Here is a 15,140-nt window from a genome sequence, read left to right on the forward strand (position 1 = left end):
AGTTTTAATTGTGGTGCTTTAAAATTTGTTTAGGTTTAGGTGAAGTAGACCTAGGGGGAATAATAATGACTATTAGGTAATTTAAGAGGGCTGTACAGTGTAAAATCTAGTATCAAGAAATACAAGAAACAGGAAGGGATTTTTTATATACTCGAAATGGGTGTAGACCTATTAACAGAGAAGAACGTAAAAAAGAAAAAGAGAATTTTAATCCTAAGAAGGAAGCTGATCCCGGAGTGGATTGGACACTCCCTTAATCCAAATTACATTAGATAAATATAGCCACGTGCTTCCAAGTATGCAGAAACACGTGGCTGATGAACTTGATAATTTGTTCAAAGCTAAAGAAATGTGACAACTCAGGGTTTAAAGGCTTCAAAACGTCTCTATATCAAGTTACTGCTTAAAAAGCCCAATTTCCATTTCGGAAAATCGGTTCACGTTTACCATCTTTTGTGATCCCATCAATATTCATTTCCTTTGAACCAATCATGAAATCGACGTGTGTAATACTGCTGTTCACACCCGCTGCGTCTAATTCCTCTCGTTTCATCTCTTTACCGCCTTCGATATTAAATGCATAACCGCTGCCGATGGCAAGGTGGTTGGATGCATTTTCATCGTAAAGTGTATTGTAATAGAGGATATTTGAGTTAGAAATTGGTGAATCATCTGGTACAAGGGCAACCTCACCTAGATAATGTGAGCCTTCATCTGTTTCAACGAGAGAGGTTAAAATGTCTTCGCCCTCTTTTGCTTTCACATCTACAATGCGCCCATTTTCAAAGGTTAACGTAAATTCATCGATAATGTTTCCTGCATAACTAAGTGGCTTAGTGCTAGAGACAGTCCCGTTTACACCATCTTTTTTAGGTACGGTAAAGACCTCTTCTGTTGGCATATTGGCCATGAATGATACGCCGCGTTCACTTACGCTGCCAGCACCTACCCAAATATGCTGTTCTGGAAGTTCAATCGTTAAATTTGTACCTGGTGCTTCATAGTGCAGCTTGTGGTAGTGACGTTCATTTAATACTTTTACTTTTTCATTTAGTGATTCATCATGCTTTTTCCACGCTTCAACAGGATCTGGCTGATCAGCGCGGGCGACTTTAAAGATTTGGTCCCATAATAATGCAACAGCTTCTTCATCTGCATGCTTAGGGAAAATCTTTTTCGCCCAATCTTTTGATGCAGCACCGACGACTGTCCATGCAACTTTGTCAGATTGAACGTATTGACGATATGTATGAAGTGCTGAACCTGCAGCTTTTTGCTGTGAAGCAATTTTTTTCGAGTCAATGCCACTTAGAAGATCAGGGCTTTCTGACAAGATCGTAATAAAAGCACCGCCACGTTTTGCGATGGTTTCCATCATCTGTGCTTCCCATTCTGGAAATTGCTCAAACACATCTTGTGGGGCATGTTCATATTTTAAACGGGTCAGAACACCATCACTCCAGCGGATATGTACGTTTTTCGCTCCGCGCTCATATGCGTGTTTTGCCACAAGGCGGACAAGGTCTACAGATTCAGTGAACGCAGATACGACCACTTCTTGACCACTTTGAACATTTACACCTACTTCAACGATGGTTTTTGCATATTGATCTAGTTGTTTTTCGAATGAACTCATAAAAAACCCTCCTTTAGTCATGTTCATCATATCAGATTTAAGACCGAAAAGGAAAATAGGGAGCCGTCCCGAAGCAAAATAAAAAAGCCGCTTTCGTGCGGCTTTTTTAGCGGTTCAGTTGTTTCACAGGCTGTGCATTAGAAGGGGGCATATGTGAAAACGACAGGCTCATTCCTCCTAAAATAATACCGGTTAAAATGACTGTGACAACGACCCGTTTACCTAAATCAAGCAACATGTTCTTCCTCCTTCACGTTTATCCATTCATCACGATATGATCGAAATGATGAAAAAAGAAGTAGAACATGAAGATTATTTTAATGTTTTTTGCAATTTGTCGATGACTTCTAATGAACGACCTGTTCCAATTGCGACAGATTCAAGAGGATTTGCTGCGATATGAACTGGAACGACAATTTCTTGAGAGAGCCATTCTTGAATGCCGTTTAATAGTGCACCACCGCCAGTTAGAATGACGCCTCGATCTACGATATCACCACTCAGTTCTGGAGGGCTGTCTTCTAATGTAGCCCGAATCGCCTCTAAAATATGAAGAAGTGATTCACGCATAGCACCTTGAATTTCTGTTGATTCAAGTGTAATTGTTTTTGGAAGACCTGTGACAAGGTCGCGTCCACGTACTTCTAATGACTCAGGTTCGTGTTCAATGAGTCCATAACCAATTTCCATTTTTACCTGTTCAGCTGTCCGTTCACCGATCAGTAAATTGTATTTCTTTCTCACAAAAGTAATGATATCTTCATCCAGTTGATCTCCGCCAATTCGGATCGAGTGGCAAGAGACAACCCCGCCAAATGAAATGATCGCTACCTCTGTCGTTCCTCCGCCAATGTCTACAACGACGTTGGCAACAGGCTCGTCCACCGGGAGATCAGCACCGATTGCAGCTGCGACGGGTTCTTCAATTAAATGCACATGCTTTGCCCCGCAATTTTTGACAGCATCGCTGATCGCGCGGCGTTCGACAGCTGTTGAACCTGAAGGTGTACAAACAACCACAGTCGGCTTTCTAAAGGTAAACCCAATATTTTTTCCTGCTTTTTTCATAATTTGTTTAAGTAAATCGGTTGTCATATCATAATCAGCGATGACACCATCTTTCATCGGACGGATCGCTACAATTTTTCCAGGTGTTTTCCCAATCATCTCTTTTGCTTCTGACCCCACTGCAAGGACAGTTTTTGTTTCCGTATCTACTGCCACAACGGATGGTTCATTGAGAATAATTCCTTTATTTTTACTGTAAACCAATATGTTAGCTGTTCCTAAATCAATTCCAATTTCGGCATTTTGAAACATGTTTTCACCCAATCTCTATTTTTGCTGTTTTAAACAATTTTACATTTAAAAGTTCAGAGGGGTGAAGTCATTTGTGGGGGTGTGTGATCACCTTGAAATGAATCTGTAAAATTCAAGTCTCATTTTGACATTCACAATAAATTTTCCCTTTGGTTTTTCGATTTTGAAAAAAATTTTTATGCAGGAGAAACCTTTTAAGAATCTCTTACGTCTACGATATATCAATTGGTGAAAAACAGATTGATCTTGAGCTAATGAAAGAAAGAGGGAACGAAATTGAAATCTATCGGAGTTGTAAGAAAAGTAGATGAACTAGGGCGTATTGTGATGCCAATCGAATTGAGAAGAGCACTTGATATCGCTATTAAAGACAGTATGGAATTTTTTATAGATGGAGAGAAAATCGTCTTGAAAAAATATCAGCCAGAGGGCGTCTGCCTGATGACTGGTGAGATTACTTCTGAGAACCACGAGTATGGAAATGGTCAAATTACATTAAGCGCTGAAGGCGCAGAACTGCTGCTAAAAGAGCTTCAAGAAGCCCTTCAGCAGTAAATAAAAATAGCCTGTTCTCTCCCATTGTGCTGAGAGCAGGCTATTTTTTCTAAAAAAGTTCCTAAAAAATGCCGCATCTCCCTCAAAAAATAAGTGGAAAATGGTACAATTGACAAAGAATCTCAGGGCGGCAGGTGGAATTATTTGAACAAAACATATCAAGTACGGATTCTGTTATCCGTTCTTGCATTTATATTAATTTTGAGCTGGGATTTCTTTTATTATCTTAGCGGCTATCACATTAATTGGCCGCTCGATCTAGCCTTTACAGTCGTTGTTTTGGTCGGTATTTGGGTCATCTCAGGCCATGTGGACCGGCTGAATTTACTTGTCTCAGATTTAAATAAACGAGAAAAAGAAGCACATGAACTGACAGAGCGGCTGAATCGAATAACAGATAACTTGCAAGAAATCGTCTTTGAAACCAATGAAAAAGGTGAAATCATTTTTTTAAATCAAGCATGGAAACAAATGACGGGTTACGACATAGAGGAGTGTCTAGGTACGATGTACAATCAGTACTTTGATCAAGAAGAGCATGTCGTTCAGCATTTGTTGTCTGTGATCAAAGAGCATAAGGATGAGGGGCGGGTGGAGCTACAGCTTCTCCATAAAGAAGGAAAAAAGGTATGGGGAGATGTGCATTATAAGCTTTATTTCGATGAACAGCACCAGTTTACTGGAGGTATTGGAACGGTTGCAGATATCACGAAACAAAAGCAGGCAAAGCTTGAACTTGAAAGATCAAATCAGCAATTGCAAATGCAGGCACAAAAGCTGGCTGTTGCAGGACAAATAGCCGCTGGCATTGCCCATGAAGTCAGAAATCCGCTCACCTCAGTCAATGGATTTTTGCAGCTGATGAAAACGCAATATCCTGAAAGAACCGATTATTTTGATATCATCTTTTCTGAAATTAAACGCATTGATTTTGTTTTAAGTGAGCTGCTTGTCTTAGCAAAACCTCAATCGATTCAATTTCAAGAAGTACAGCTCCATGATTTGCTAGAGCAGGTGATTACCTTATTAAACACAAATGCCGTTCTTTCAAATATTGATCTCAAACAGCCATTTAAAAAGCAGGATGCTGGCACGATATTAGCAGACGCCAATCAAATGAAGCAGCTGTTCATTAACTTAATCAAAAATGCGATCGAGGCAATGCCTGAAGGCGGCAGTATATACATATCAACAGAAAAAGTGATGAATGAATGGAAAATCACGATTCAAGATGAAGGAAAAGGAATGTCCGAAGAGGACATTCTGAAAATATATGATCCTTTCTTTTCGACTAAAAAAGAAGGTACAGGACTTGGTTTAACGATCTGTGCGACGATCTTAAAAGATCACCATGGAAGAATGGATGTAAAGAGCGAGCTCAGCAAAGGGACGGCTTTTGATATTTACTTACCTGTGTATCAAAAAAGCAGATAGTAGCAAGGTGAGAGGATGTGATGTGTGATGACGAAGGAGACAAAAACTTTATTTGTGTATGGGACACTTTTAAAGCACGAAAAGTATCACGAGACATTGATGAAAGAAAGCAGTCCATTAGCAGCATCTGCTTGGATAAAGGGGAGACTGTACGATACAGGTGAGGGTTACCCTGTGTGTGTTGTCTCGGAACAAAACACAGTATATGGAGAATTGTATGAGGTCAGTGATGAAACGCTGCATAAGATAGATGAGCTAGAGGAAGGGTATGACCAGCAGGAAATAGAGGTTATGACAGACCAGGGGCCAAGGTCAGCCGTTGCTTATACAATAGGTAAGCAGAAGGCATCGAGCCTGAAGGAGATTGAAAGCGGCTGCTGGAAGTCATATCAACTATGGGAGCGCAAACCGTCTTCCTTCTATTATTTTGCCTATGGGTCCTGTATGGATGATGCAAGGTTTAAGCTTGCGAAAGTGGAACATTATTTCAAACAAATCATCGGCGGCGGCACACTTGATCGTTTTACCACAAGGTTTACATTGGTGCGCCCTGATGGATCAAGAGCAGATATGGTAGAAGACGGCGGAGAAACAGAGGGTGTTCTATATGAAGTGCCTTTTGATGCCATTCGTTATTTGTACAAACGAGAAGGTGTAAATGAAGGGACTTATCGTCCAGCATTTGTCGATGTCACAGTAGGTGATCAAGTGTATGAGGACTGCTTAACGTTTCTCGTTTTAAAAAAGAGCGAAGAAATTGCGCCTCCTGGTCATTATCGCAGTGAAATCGAAAAAGGAGCAGACCTTTACTTAAGTGAAGCATTCCGTAAAAAAATACGGTCACATATGGATTCATTAATCAAACCGTAGTAAAATGCATGGTAAGTGATATAAAAGGAGTCTGAACATGAAAAAGGAATATGCAGTCATTGGTCTTGGACGCTTCGGCGGAAGTATCTGCAAGGCGCTAAGCGAAGAAGGACTTGAAGTCATGGCCATGGATATGAATGAAGATCGTGTGAACGAATATGCTAAAATTGCATCACATGCCGTGATTGGTGATTCGACGGACGAATCTGTCCTAAAAAACCTAGGCATCCGCAATTTTGATCATGTGATCGTGGCGATAGGTGAAAACATTCAGGCGAGTATTTTAACAACGATTATGCTGAAAGAGCTGGGTGTCAAAATGGTCACAGTGAAAGCTCAAAATGACTACCATGAAAAGGTTTTGAATAAAATTGGTGCGGACCGTATTGTCCATCCTGAACGAGACATGGGCAGACGGATTGCACATAAAATTATTTCTAACAACGTGCTTGATTATTTAGAGCTGTCAGATGAGTACAGCCTTATTGAAATCGTCGCCAACAGCAGACTCGCCGGGCACTCTTTGTTAGATCTCGACATTCGTGCAAGGTACGGGATCAATATCGTGGCAATTAAGCGCGGGAAAGAAGTGATCGTTTCACCGCTCGCAGATGAAATGATTCAAAAAGAAGATATCCTCATTGTCATTGGGGCAGTGGCAGATATCGGGCGCTTTGAAAAACGGGAAATGCAGAACGACTATTAAACACTCCGAGAAGGGGTGTTTTTTGCTTTAGAAGTGTACGTATGGGGCGGACATTGTGGGAGAGAACAAAGTGGAAATGAGCCGTTTACTTTCCAAAAGAACAGCAAAATAGAACATGGTTATTTTTCAGCCAATTATCACTATTCAGAAATAAAAATCAATCTTTTGATATGGTTGATTTTCTCTAAATGTCATTGACTGGACAAACAGATTCGTTTACGATAAGAAACATTATATTGTTTACTCGGAGGAGGCAGTGTCGTTGGATAAGGAGCTTTTCAGACATCAAATTGAGGTAGCTGCAAAGAGAAAAAAAGCAGCCCTAGTGATTAAACATGCGAAGGTTATGGACGTGTTTAACCAGGAATGGATAGACGCTGATGTCGCTGTTGAAAATGGAAAAATAGTAGGAATTGGGGAGTATGAGGGGGAACAGGAGCTGGATGCAACAGGTCAAATGCTTGTTCCCGGTTTCATTGACGGCCACGTTCATATCGAATCCTCGATGGTGACTCCTGCTGAATTTTCCAAAGCTGTCGTTCCTCACGGTGTGACAACTGTTGTAACAGACCCGCATGAAATTGCCAATGTATCCGGTGTTGCAGGTATCCGTTTTATGCTCGAAGAAGCGAGAAAAGCTGCTTTAAATATATATTTCATGCTGCCATCCTGTGTACCGGCAGTCAGCTTTGAACGATCAGGTGCTACACTAAAAGCAAAAGATTTAAAACCTCTTTATCAGGAGAAAGAAGTGCTTGGTCTTGCCGAAGTGATGGATTATGTCGCGGTGGAACAAGCGGAAGAAGATATGCTTCAAAAACTGCTTGATGCTCAACATGAACATAAACTCATTGATGGCCATCTAGCAGGATTAACGGACCGATTAATTAATGTGTACCGAACAGCTAATGTCCAAACGGATCATGAGGTGACAACAGCTCAAGAGGCCCTTGAACGTGTCAAAAGAGGCATGTATGTCATGCTCAGAGAAGGCTCTGTTGCTAAAAACGTGAAAAACGTATTACCTGCTGTCAATGAGAAGAATGCGAGACGCTTTTTCTTTTGTACGGATGATAAACATTTAGATGATTTAATGGCTCAAGGAAGTATTGATGAACAAGTACGGATGTCGATACAAGAAGGATTGGACCCCTTTTTAGCATATCAAATGGGAAGTTTAAACGCAGCGGAGTGTTTCGGTCTCAAAACAAAGGGAGCGATTGCACCAGGATTTGACGCGGACTTTATGCTCATTTCTGACTTACATGAGGTAGGAATTACAAGCGTCTTTATCGCAGGAGAATTGGTCTCTGAACATGGAGAATATTTGCCAAGTGTCGACAAGATCACGCCAAATTCTTCGCTCATGCAATCGGTACATGCAGTGGACGTTCAAGAGAAAGATCTAACGCTGCCTATAACAGATCATCAAAAGATGAATGTCATCCGCATTATACCGAATCAACTTGAAACGAAATTAGAACAAATATCTCCTTCTGGAAGCGATGGACAATTTACGAGTGATATTGATCGAGATGTATTAAAAATAGTACTTGTCGAACGCCACAAAGGTCTATCTGAAATTGGGATAGGGGTTGTCAGCGGATTCGGCTTAAAAGAGGGGGCAATTGCAACAACAGTTGCCCATGACTCGCATAACCTAATTGCCGTTGGAACAAATGATGCTGATATGATCAAAGCCATTGAGACGTTAAAAGAAGCAGGGGGCGGTTTGACCGTTGTAAAAGACGGAGAAGTTCTTCATACGCTTCCATTACCGATTTCCGGTTTATTATCAGATCAACCTGCACATACGGTCAATGAAAGCCTTCATGCACTTCATGATGCTTTAAAGGAAACAGGCTTTGTCTTAGACTTTAATCCGTTTTTGACATTATCCTTCTTAGCACTGCCAGTCATTCCTGATGTGAAAATGACAACACAAGGATTGTTTGATGTGAGAAGTTTTCAGCATCTCCCGATTCAATCGTAAAACAATGACTAAACCCGCACGTATCGTACAGATATGCGGGTTTTTTTATTCCGCATAAAAAAGAGACACAGCCAATTGGCTGTGTCTCCCTGTACGTCCTTACACTTCCATAATAATCGGTAAGATCATTGGGCGGCGTCTTGTTTTTTCATAAAGGAAAGGAGCAAGAGTGTCAGTAATCTCGTTCTTAATTTCTGACCATTGAGTCGTCTTGCGTTCCATTACTTTTTCAAGATGCTTTGAAATGAGATCTTGCGCGTCATTAATGAGGTCTCCAGATTCTCTCATGTAGACAAAACCTCTTGAGATTAAATCAGGACCTGCAGAAATTTTGAATTCTTTCATATCCATGCTGACAACAACAATGACAAGACCTTCTTCTGAAAGAATGCGGCGGTCTCTTAACACGATGTTGCCGATATCACCAATACCGCTACCGTCGATATACACGTTGCCTGATGGAATTTTGCCAGCGACACTTGCTTCGTCACCTTTCAGTGCAAGAACTTCACCGTTATCCATGATAAAGCAGTTTTCCTCAGGGATTCCGCAATCATTCGCAAGTTTAATATGCGTTTTTTGCATGCGATACTCACCGTGAATCGGCATGAAGAATTTTGGTTTAATTAAACGGAGCATTAGCTTTTGTTCTTCCTGCCCGCCGTGTCCAGAGGTATGAATATTATTGAGTGAGCCATGAATGACTTCAGCACCAGCACGATAAAGCTGGTTAATAGTCCGGCTTACGCTAATATTGTTACCTGGGATCGGTGAAGACGAGAAGACAACAGTGTCTCCAGGGTTAATTGAAATCTGGCGGTGCGTTCCGTTAGCAATACGAGAAAGAGCGGCCATCGGTTCGCCCTGACTACCAGTACAAAGAATGGTTACTTTGTTTGCTGGAAGGCGGTTGATTTCATTGTGTTCAATGAACGTGTTTTTTGGACATTTGATATATCCGAGCTCTTGTCCAATATCAATGGCAGACTCCATGCTACGTCCAAACACAGCGACTTTTCGGTCATTGGCAACAGCTGACTCGATGACTTGCTGAAGTCTGTGAATGTTAGATGCAAATGTAGCAAAGATAATACGTCCATCTACTTTTCTGAAGATGTCATCAATGCTTTCACCTACACGTCTTTCGGACATCGTAAATTCTGGAATTTCACTATTTGTACTGTCAGATAGAAGACAAAGAACGCCTTCTTTCCCGATCTCAGCCATTTTCGTTAAATTGGCAGGCTCGCCAACAGGAGTAAAGTCAAACTTGAAATCGCCTGTATGTACGATGTTACCAGGAGGTGTTTTCACGACAATTCCATAAGAATCTGGGATACTGTGCGTCGTTCTAAAGAAAGACACAGCTGTTTTTCTAAATTTGATCGTATCTTCTTCTTCAAAGATGTGAAGTTTGGTCTGTCTTAATAGACCATGCTCTTCCAATTTGTTACGAAGTAGGCCGATTGCGAGTTTGCCTCCGTAAACTGGAATGTTCACTTGCTTGAGAAGGTAAGGGATACCGCCGATGTGGTCTTCATGTCCATGAGTAATAAAAAGACCTTTGATTTTATCTTCGTTTTTAACTAAATACGTATAGTCAGGGATGACGTAATCAATTCCTAGAAGTTCATCTTCAGGGAACTTAATACCAGCATCAATCAAAATGATTTCATCTTGAAATTGAACGCCATACGTGTTTTTACCGATCTCGCCTAATCCGCCGAGCGCAAAAACTGCCGCCTGATCGTTTTTTACAAATTTCATTCCTCTCATAGCTCCAATACTTTAAAATTTTCACTTTCTCGTTCATAGTCTAAAAAAGCACCGTCTACAGGCTGAATGAATTCAATATTGTAGTTATGTTTTTTCAACTTATCGCGTACGTCTCTTTCAGAAACCGCTTCAACGTATAGTGAATCTGTGTGTTCTCTCACAGGTACCTCAGTCGTACTTGCCTGAAAAAATACCTTATATATCATCCAAATCTCTCCTTAAATACCGTATGTTACACTCGCTTATTCTATTATATTAAAAAAACGCGCATAAGAAAAGTCTCAGAGAAAAAAGGACCTTCAGCAAATGTGCGGAAGATCCTTTTAAGCAATCGATTTTTTACGAAGCATGTCCTTCCATTGTCTTCGAATTTTCTTGCGCAGACGACGAAGCATCGCGGATCGCCTCCTTTCGGTATGAGTCTCATTCAGCCATTTGTTCCGTTCTCTCTATATACTTGTATTATATGATGTTTCCACTTAATGTTACATGGTTATATGTGGGAAATGGGCGTTTTAAGAGGAAGTGGTTTCGTCAGTGAAGATCTTTCTGTATGATGAAGGGGAGAGGGTATACATAACAAGAGACAGGAGACGAGATATGAATAAAAAAGTCATCTTCTTTGATATCGACGGTACTTTATATGACCATGATAAAAAAATACCTGAATCAACGAAGCGAGCTGTTCGTTTATTAAAAGAAAAAGGGCATCATCTCTTCATTGCATCTGGCCGTTCGCCTTTTCTTATCCAGCCTATTTTAGAAGAAATAGGGCTTGACTCATTTATTGCTTATAACGGTCAGTATGTCATGTACGAAGGAGAAGTCATTTATGGCAATCCGCTTAAGCAAGAGCTGATGGATAAAATTTATGAAACAGCGGATCAACATGCTCATCCGCTTGTTTTCATGGGAGAGAAGACGATGAAGGCGTCTGTGCCGAACCATCCATTTATCCATGAAGGGATTGGCACTTTAAAAACAGAGCATCCCGAGCATGATTTGTCATTCTTTAAAGAAAACGTCATTTATCAAATGCTGTTATTTTGTAAAGCAGAAGAGGAACATCTATATGAAGCGTTCCGTGAAGAAATTGATCTCGTCAGGTGGCATGAGCTGTCTACTGATGTCCTGCCAAAAGGTGGATCAAAGGCTGAAGGAATTAAACGAGTCATTGAAAGACTCCCGTACGATCAAAAGGACACAATTGCCTTCGGTGACGGGCTGAACGATCGAGAAATGATTTCGTTTGTTGGAACAGGCGTTGCAATGGGGAATGCAGTCAATGAATTAAAAACATTAGCTGACTTTGTCACCAAACCTGTAGATGAGGATGGCATATTCCACGCTGTGACTGAATTAGGCCTTATTGAAGAATAAAAAACAAGACCCGCTGATGGACGGGTCTTGTTTTTATGTTATGATCTACCGATCGCAACCGCGTTGTCTGGCTCGGCGAATGGATGATCTTTTTGAATATGATCATAAAACATAATGCCATTTAAGTGGTCAATTTCATGCTGAAAAACGATGGCCGGAAACCCTTTGAGGCGAATATCAATGTCTTCACCTTCAAGCGTTGTACCTTTCACCCTGATTTTTTCATAGCGCGGGACGAATCCAGGGATGGCTTCATCAACAGATAAACAGCCTTCACCAGTAGCTAAATAAGCTCTTTTGACTGAATGGCTAACAATGCGAGGATTGAATAATGCATAGCTGTAAAGTTCTCCGCCCTCGTCTTCACAGTGAACAGCGATCATTCGTTTACTGATATTGATTTGAGGAGCTGCTAGGCCAACACCGGGTCTAAGTTCATATTTTTCAGCAATGTCTGCATCCTGACTGTTTTTGACAAATTCAATCATGTCAGCTAATTGCTGTTTTTCTTCTTCTGTTGGCGGGAGTTCGACCGCTTCAGCTGTTTGTCTTAAGACGGGATGCCCGTCTCGTACGATATCATCCATGGTAATCACAAAACTTCACTCCTATTTCATTTGTATGTAAAGTATATAAAATGATACACGACATATGCAATGAAATAAAGAAGACCGGTCGTATGAGACCGGTCAGAGGCTTATTCAGCCATTAGCAGCAGCCACCGCCGCCTAAGAATGCTGCGCCAACAATGATCAATAGAATGAATAGGACGACGATTAAAGCGAATGTACGTCCACCACCGTAACCGCAACCGTATCCACCACCATAACTTGGATAGCAACAACCGCCGCCGTATCCATAACCGTAACCGCCGTATCCACCATACATACTTCCATGACTATAATTAGACATACTTTTGACCTCCTTTGGAAATACACTCGGCCTCTCATAAGTGAAGGCGAAGCGTGTAATATAAACTATGTATGAATGCACTATTTGTATAGTCATGAGCCTAGAGCATGAAAAAAATCTTCTTTCCCCTCAAAAAACCAGCCTCTTTCCTTGTCACAACCGCCCTGAAAAATTATAGTGGTATGTGGAGATGTAAAGGGGGACCTTGTAATTGAAACAGATGAAAAGAAGAATAAAAGCAGGTGCAACTTTAGCGGGGATATGCACCCTCTTGCTTGCGGGCTGCGGAGGTCAAAATCCGCTTTATGAGATGCAAGATGCCATGACGAAAATGAGCGAAAAAGAAGCATCCTTTGAAAAAGAACAAGGTACACTGCAAAGCTATGAGAAAAAAGAGCAGCAGTTGTATAAAAAAATGATTCAAACAACAAAAGACCACACAAAAACAGTCTCAAGCTTGTCTGATCAAGCATTAGCATCGGCAGAAAAGCGTGAAGAACATTTAAAGACAGAAAAAGACAGCATGGATCAATCGAAAAAAGAATTTCAATCTGTAAAGGAATTCGCTGGACAGATAAAAGATGCGGAAGTAAAAGACAAAGCAGAACAAACAGTCAAATCAATTGAAAAAAGATATGCATCGTATGATCAGCTTTACCGTGAGTATCAAAAGGCGCTGAAACAAGACAAGCACTTGTATGAATCTTTAAAAAGAAAAGACTTAGGATACGCTGAACTGAAATCCAAACTGAAAACAGTCAATCGTTCCTATAGTAAAGTGAGAAAAGAAAGCAAGAAGTTCAATCAATATACAGATCAATTGAACGAATATAAACAAGCTTTATACAAAACAGCTCAGAAAGAATCACAAAACAGTTAAAAACAGTACTTGCTGCTAGTTTTGTTTATCGCTGCTACTCACAAAGTGCCTGCGTGTTGTTACTCGTTTTTCCAAGAAGTCAAACTGAAAAGAAGAGAAAGGGTTAAAATGAAGTTCATTTTAGCCCTTTGTCCATCACGATCAAAAGAGCTAAAAATAGCTCTTTTTTTATTTTTCGACAAAAACAAACATCTGCTATTGTAGTACAGTGACCCACTCTATACTAGTACAGTTTGTGCTGTTGATTAAACAGATTGATACAGGTCACCATAAAAAGTAAAGCGAATACATTTATTTAAATAAAGCCGTTAAATCAATTGACGGACTATTTTTCTTGTTGTAAACTATTCCTTGTTAACAGAAGTTGTATTAGTTTTTTGTGAACTATCGTTAATACAGTTAGAAAAACTCAAAAGCAAGCGATCATCCAATGTTTCGACAATGATCTTTGTGGCTATTATATACAGGAGTCATATGAGCATTTTGGGTTATCCTATATCTGTATGTATAAATGGATTCACGACAAATTGACTGTTAAAAGAAAGGAAGAGGTGACTTTAGAATGGCTGCAAAAACAAAAAAAGCAATTGTTGATAGCAAAAAGCAATTCGATGCCATCAAAAAGCAGTTTGAAACGTTCCAAATTTTAAACGAAAAAGGCGAAGTCGTAAACGAAGCGGCAATGCCAGATCTTTCAGATGACCAATTAAAAGAATTAATGCGCCGTATGGTGTTTACACGTGTATTAGATCAACGTTCAATTTCATTGAACCGTCAAGGACGTCTTGGCTTCTATGCGCCAACAGCTGGACAAGAAGCTTCTCAGCTTGCAACTCACTTTGCACTTGAGAAAGAAGATTTCATTCTTCCAGGATATCGTGATGTACCACAATTAATCTGGCATGGTCTTCCACTAACAAAAGCATTCTTGTTCTCTCGTGGACACTTTGTTGGAAACCAAATGCCTGAAGATGTGAATGCACTTTCTCCGCAAATCATTATCGGTGCACAAATCATTCAAGCTGCTGGTGTAGCTCTTGGTTTGAAAAAGCGCGGTAAAAATGCTGTTGCAATCACTTACACTGGTGATGGTGGAGCTTCACAAGGTGATTTCTACGAAGGTATTAACTTTGCAGGGGCTTACAAAGCGCCAGCGATTTTTGTTGTCCAAAACAACAGATATGCGATCTCTACACCTGTTGAAAAGCAATCTGCTGCACAAACGATTGCACAAAAAGCAGCTGCAGCTGGTATCGTAGGCGTACAAGTTGACGGTATGGATGCATTAGCTGTATACGCAGCGACTGCTGAAGCTCGTGAGCGTGCTGTAAATGGTGAAGGTCCAACATTAATTGAAACTCTTACATTCCGTTACGGCCCACATACAATGGCTGGTGACGATCCAACAAGATATCGTACAAAAGAAGATGAAAATGAGTGGGAGCAAAAAGATCCATTGGTACGCTACCGCAAATTCTTGGAAAACAAAGGCCTTTGGTCTGAAGAAGAAGAGAATAAAGTCATCGAAGATGCAAAAGAACAAATCAAACAAGCAATCAAAGAAGCTGACGAACAGCCTAAGCAGAAAGTCACTGATTTGATTGAAAACATGTACGATGTGAAACCATTTAACTTGGTTGAACAGCTTGAAATCTACAAACAGAAGGAGTCGAAGTAA

The 15,140-nt window shown here is 40.6% G+C and carries 15 protein-coding genes; 8 read left to right on the forward strand and 7 right to left on the reverse strand.

The genetic code is table 11. The features are described 5' to 3' along the window. Positions 1 to 403: 403 nt before the first annotated feature. From NST09_RS07090 to mreBH, 3 genes are all read right to left on the reverse strand, one after another. Positions 404 to 1,636, reverse strand: coding sequence for an aminopeptidase (locus tag NST09_RS07090; protein ID WP_342493475.1), 1,233 nt, complete (start codon positions 1,634 to 1,636; stop codon positions 404 to 406). Positions 1,637 to 1,742: 106 nt separating this feature from the next. Beyond that, entirely contained in the window at positions 1,743 to 1,874 is a 132-nt protein-coding gene (locus NST09_RS07095; protein ID WP_003210922.1) for a protein YkpC, read from the reverse strand. Between the two features lie 74 nt (positions 1,875 to 1,948). Next, positions 1,949 to 2,956, reverse strand: a complete 1,008-nt coding sequence (gene mreBH, locus NST09_RS07100; RefSeq protein ID WP_017359401.1) for a rod-share determining protein MreBH — start codon at positions 2,954 to 2,956, stop codon at positions 1,949 to 1,951. Positions 2,957 to 3,232: 276 nt separating this feature from the next. Here mreBH and NST09_RS07105 point away from each other — a divergent pair, with 276 nt between their 5' ends. The 5 genes from NST09_RS07105 (at position 3,233) to ade (ending at position 8,514) form a co-directional block, all read left to right on the forward strand. After that, positions 3,233 to 3,511 carry an AbrB/MazE/SpoVT family DNA-binding domain-containing protein gene (locus NST09_RS07105; RefSeq protein ID WP_008345129.1) on the forward strand — a complete coding sequence of 93 codons (279 nt, stop codon included), beginning with the start codon at positions 3,233 to 3,235 and terminating at the stop codon, positions 3,509 to 3,511. A 144-nt stretch (positions 3,512 to 3,655) separates the two neighbouring features. Beyond that, a complete protein-coding gene (locus NST09_RS07110; protein ID WP_008345127.1) occupies positions 3,656 to 4,945 on the forward strand; it encodes an ATP-binding protein in 1,290 nt (429 codons plus the stop codon). A 27-nt stretch (positions 4,946 to 4,972) separates the two neighbouring features. Next, positions 4,973 to 5,815, forward strand: a complete 843-nt coding sequence (locus NST09_RS07115) for a gamma-glutamylcyclotransferase family protein (protein ID WP_125588941.1) — start codon at positions 4,973 to 4,975, stop codon at positions 5,813 to 5,815. 37 nt (positions 5,816 to 5,852) lie between these two features. Continuing rightward, positions 5,853 to 6,521: a TrkA family potassium uptake protein gene (locus tag NST09_RS07120; RefSeq protein ID WP_008345123.1), complete on the forward strand. Its 669-nt coding sequence runs from the start codon at positions 5,853 to 5,855 to the stop codon at positions 6,519 to 6,521. Between the two features lie 262 nt (positions 6,522 to 6,783). Next, a complete protein-coding gene (gene ade / locus NST09_RS07125) occupies positions 6,784 to 8,514 on the forward strand; it encodes an adenine deaminase (RefSeq protein ID WP_060781035.1) in 1,731 nt (576 codons plus the stop codon). 99 nt (positions 8,515 to 8,613) lie between these two features. On the opposite strand, the gene rnjA is transcribed toward ade, so the two are convergent. Beyond that, positions 8,614 to 10,281, reverse strand: a complete 1,668-nt coding sequence (rnjA, locus tag NST09_RS07130) for a ribonuclease J1 (protein WP_342493476.1) — start codon at positions 10,279 to 10,281, stop codon at positions 8,614 to 8,616. A 5-nt stretch (positions 10,282 to 10,286) separates the two neighbouring features. Further along, complete coding sequence (locus NST09_RS07135; protein WP_008345114.1) at positions 10,287 to 10,496, reverse strand: DNA-directed RNA polymerase subunit epsilon; 210 nt, start codon at positions 10,494 to 10,496, stop codon at positions 10,287 to 10,289. A 394-nt stretch (positions 10,497 to 10,890) separates the two neighbouring features. On the opposite strand from NST09_RS07135, the gene NST09_RS07140 reads away from it, so the two are divergent. Next, a complete protein-coding gene (locus NST09_RS07140) occupies positions 10,891 to 11,670 on the forward strand; it encodes a Cof-type HAD-IIB family hydrolase (RefSeq protein WP_342493477.1) in 780 nt (259 codons plus the stop codon). Positions 11,671 to 11,708: 38 nt separating this feature from the next. On the opposite strand, the gene def is transcribed toward NST09_RS07140, so the two are convergent. Both def and NST09_RS07150 read right to left on the reverse strand, forming a co-directional pair. Further along, positions 11,709 to 12,266, reverse strand: a complete 558-nt coding sequence (gene def, locus NST09_RS07145) for a peptide deformylase (protein WP_008345111.1) — start codon at positions 12,264 to 12,266, stop codon at positions 11,709 to 11,711. Between the two features lie 112 nt (positions 12,267 to 12,378). Next, the gene (locus NST09_RS07150; protein ID WP_026050085.1) at positions 12,379 to 12,558 is read right to left on the reverse strand and encodes a YjcZ family sporulation protein; all 180 of its coding nucleotides are present in this window, start codon (positions 12,556 to 12,558) and stop codon (positions 12,379 to 12,381) included. Between the two features lie 235 nt (positions 12,559 to 12,793). Between NST09_RS07150 and NST09_RS07155 the strand changes: the two genes are divergently transcribed. Together NST09_RS07155 and pdhA are read left to right on the forward strand one after the other, a co-directional pair. Then, positions 12,794 to 13,462 carry a YkyA family protein gene (locus tag NST09_RS07155; RefSeq protein WP_342493478.1) on the forward strand — a complete coding sequence of 223 codons (669 nt, stop codon included), beginning with the start codon at positions 12,794 to 12,796 and terminating at the stop codon, positions 13,460 to 13,462. Between the two features lie 562 nt (positions 13,463 to 14,024). Beyond that, the gene (gene pdhA, locus NST09_RS07160) at positions 14,025 to 15,140 is read left to right on the forward strand and encodes a pyruvate dehydrogenase (acetyl-transferring) E1 component subunit alpha (RefSeq protein ID WP_007498599.1); all 1,116 of its coding nucleotides are present in this window, start codon (positions 14,025 to 14,027) and stop codon (positions 15,138 to 15,140) included.

It is taken from the genome of Bacillus sp. FSL W7-1346, assembly GCF_038593335.1.
Classification (GTDB): Bacteria; Bacillota; Bacilli; order Bacillales; family Bacillaceae; genus Bacillus; species Bacillus altitudinis.

Coding starts and splice junctions, on each gene's coding strand:
- NST09_RS07115 (WP_125588941.1), top strand. CDS start 4,973: ATGACGAAGGAGACAAAAACTTTATTTGTGTATGGGACACTTTTAAAG.
- NST09_RS07095 (WP_003210922.1), bottom strand. CDS start 1,874: ATGTTGCTTGATTTAGGTAAACGGGTCGTTGTCACAGTCATTTTAACC.
- mreBH (WP_017359401.1), bottom strand. CDS start 2,956: ATGTTTCAAAATGCCGAAATTGGAATTGATTTAGGAACAGCTAACATA.
- NST09_RS07090 (WP_342493475.1), bottom strand. CDS start 1,636: ATGAGTTCATTCGAAAAACAACTAGATCAATATGCAAAAACCATCGTT.
- rnjA (WP_342493476.1), bottom strand. CDS start 10,281: ATGAAATTTGTAAAAAACGATCAGGCGGCAGTTTTTGCGCTCGGCGGA.
- NST09_RS07120 (WP_008345123.1), top strand. CDS start 5,853: ATGAAAAAGGAATATGCAGTCATTGGTCTTGGACGCTTCGGCGGAAGT.
- NST09_RS07150 (WP_026050085.1), bottom strand. CDS start 12,558: ATGTATGGTGGATACGGCGGTTACGGTTATGGATACGGCGGCGGTTGT.
- NST09_RS07140 (WP_342493477.1), top strand. CDS start 10,891: ATGAATAAAAAAGTCATCTTCTTTGATATCGACGGTACTTTATATGAC.
- NST09_RS07135 (WP_008345114.1), bottom strand. CDS start 10,496: ATGATATATAAGGTATTTTTTCAGGCAAGTACGACTGAGGTACCTGTG.
- pdhA (WP_007498599.1), top strand. CDS start 14,025: ATGGCTGCAAAAACAAAAAAAGCAATTGTTGATAGCAAAAAGCAATTC.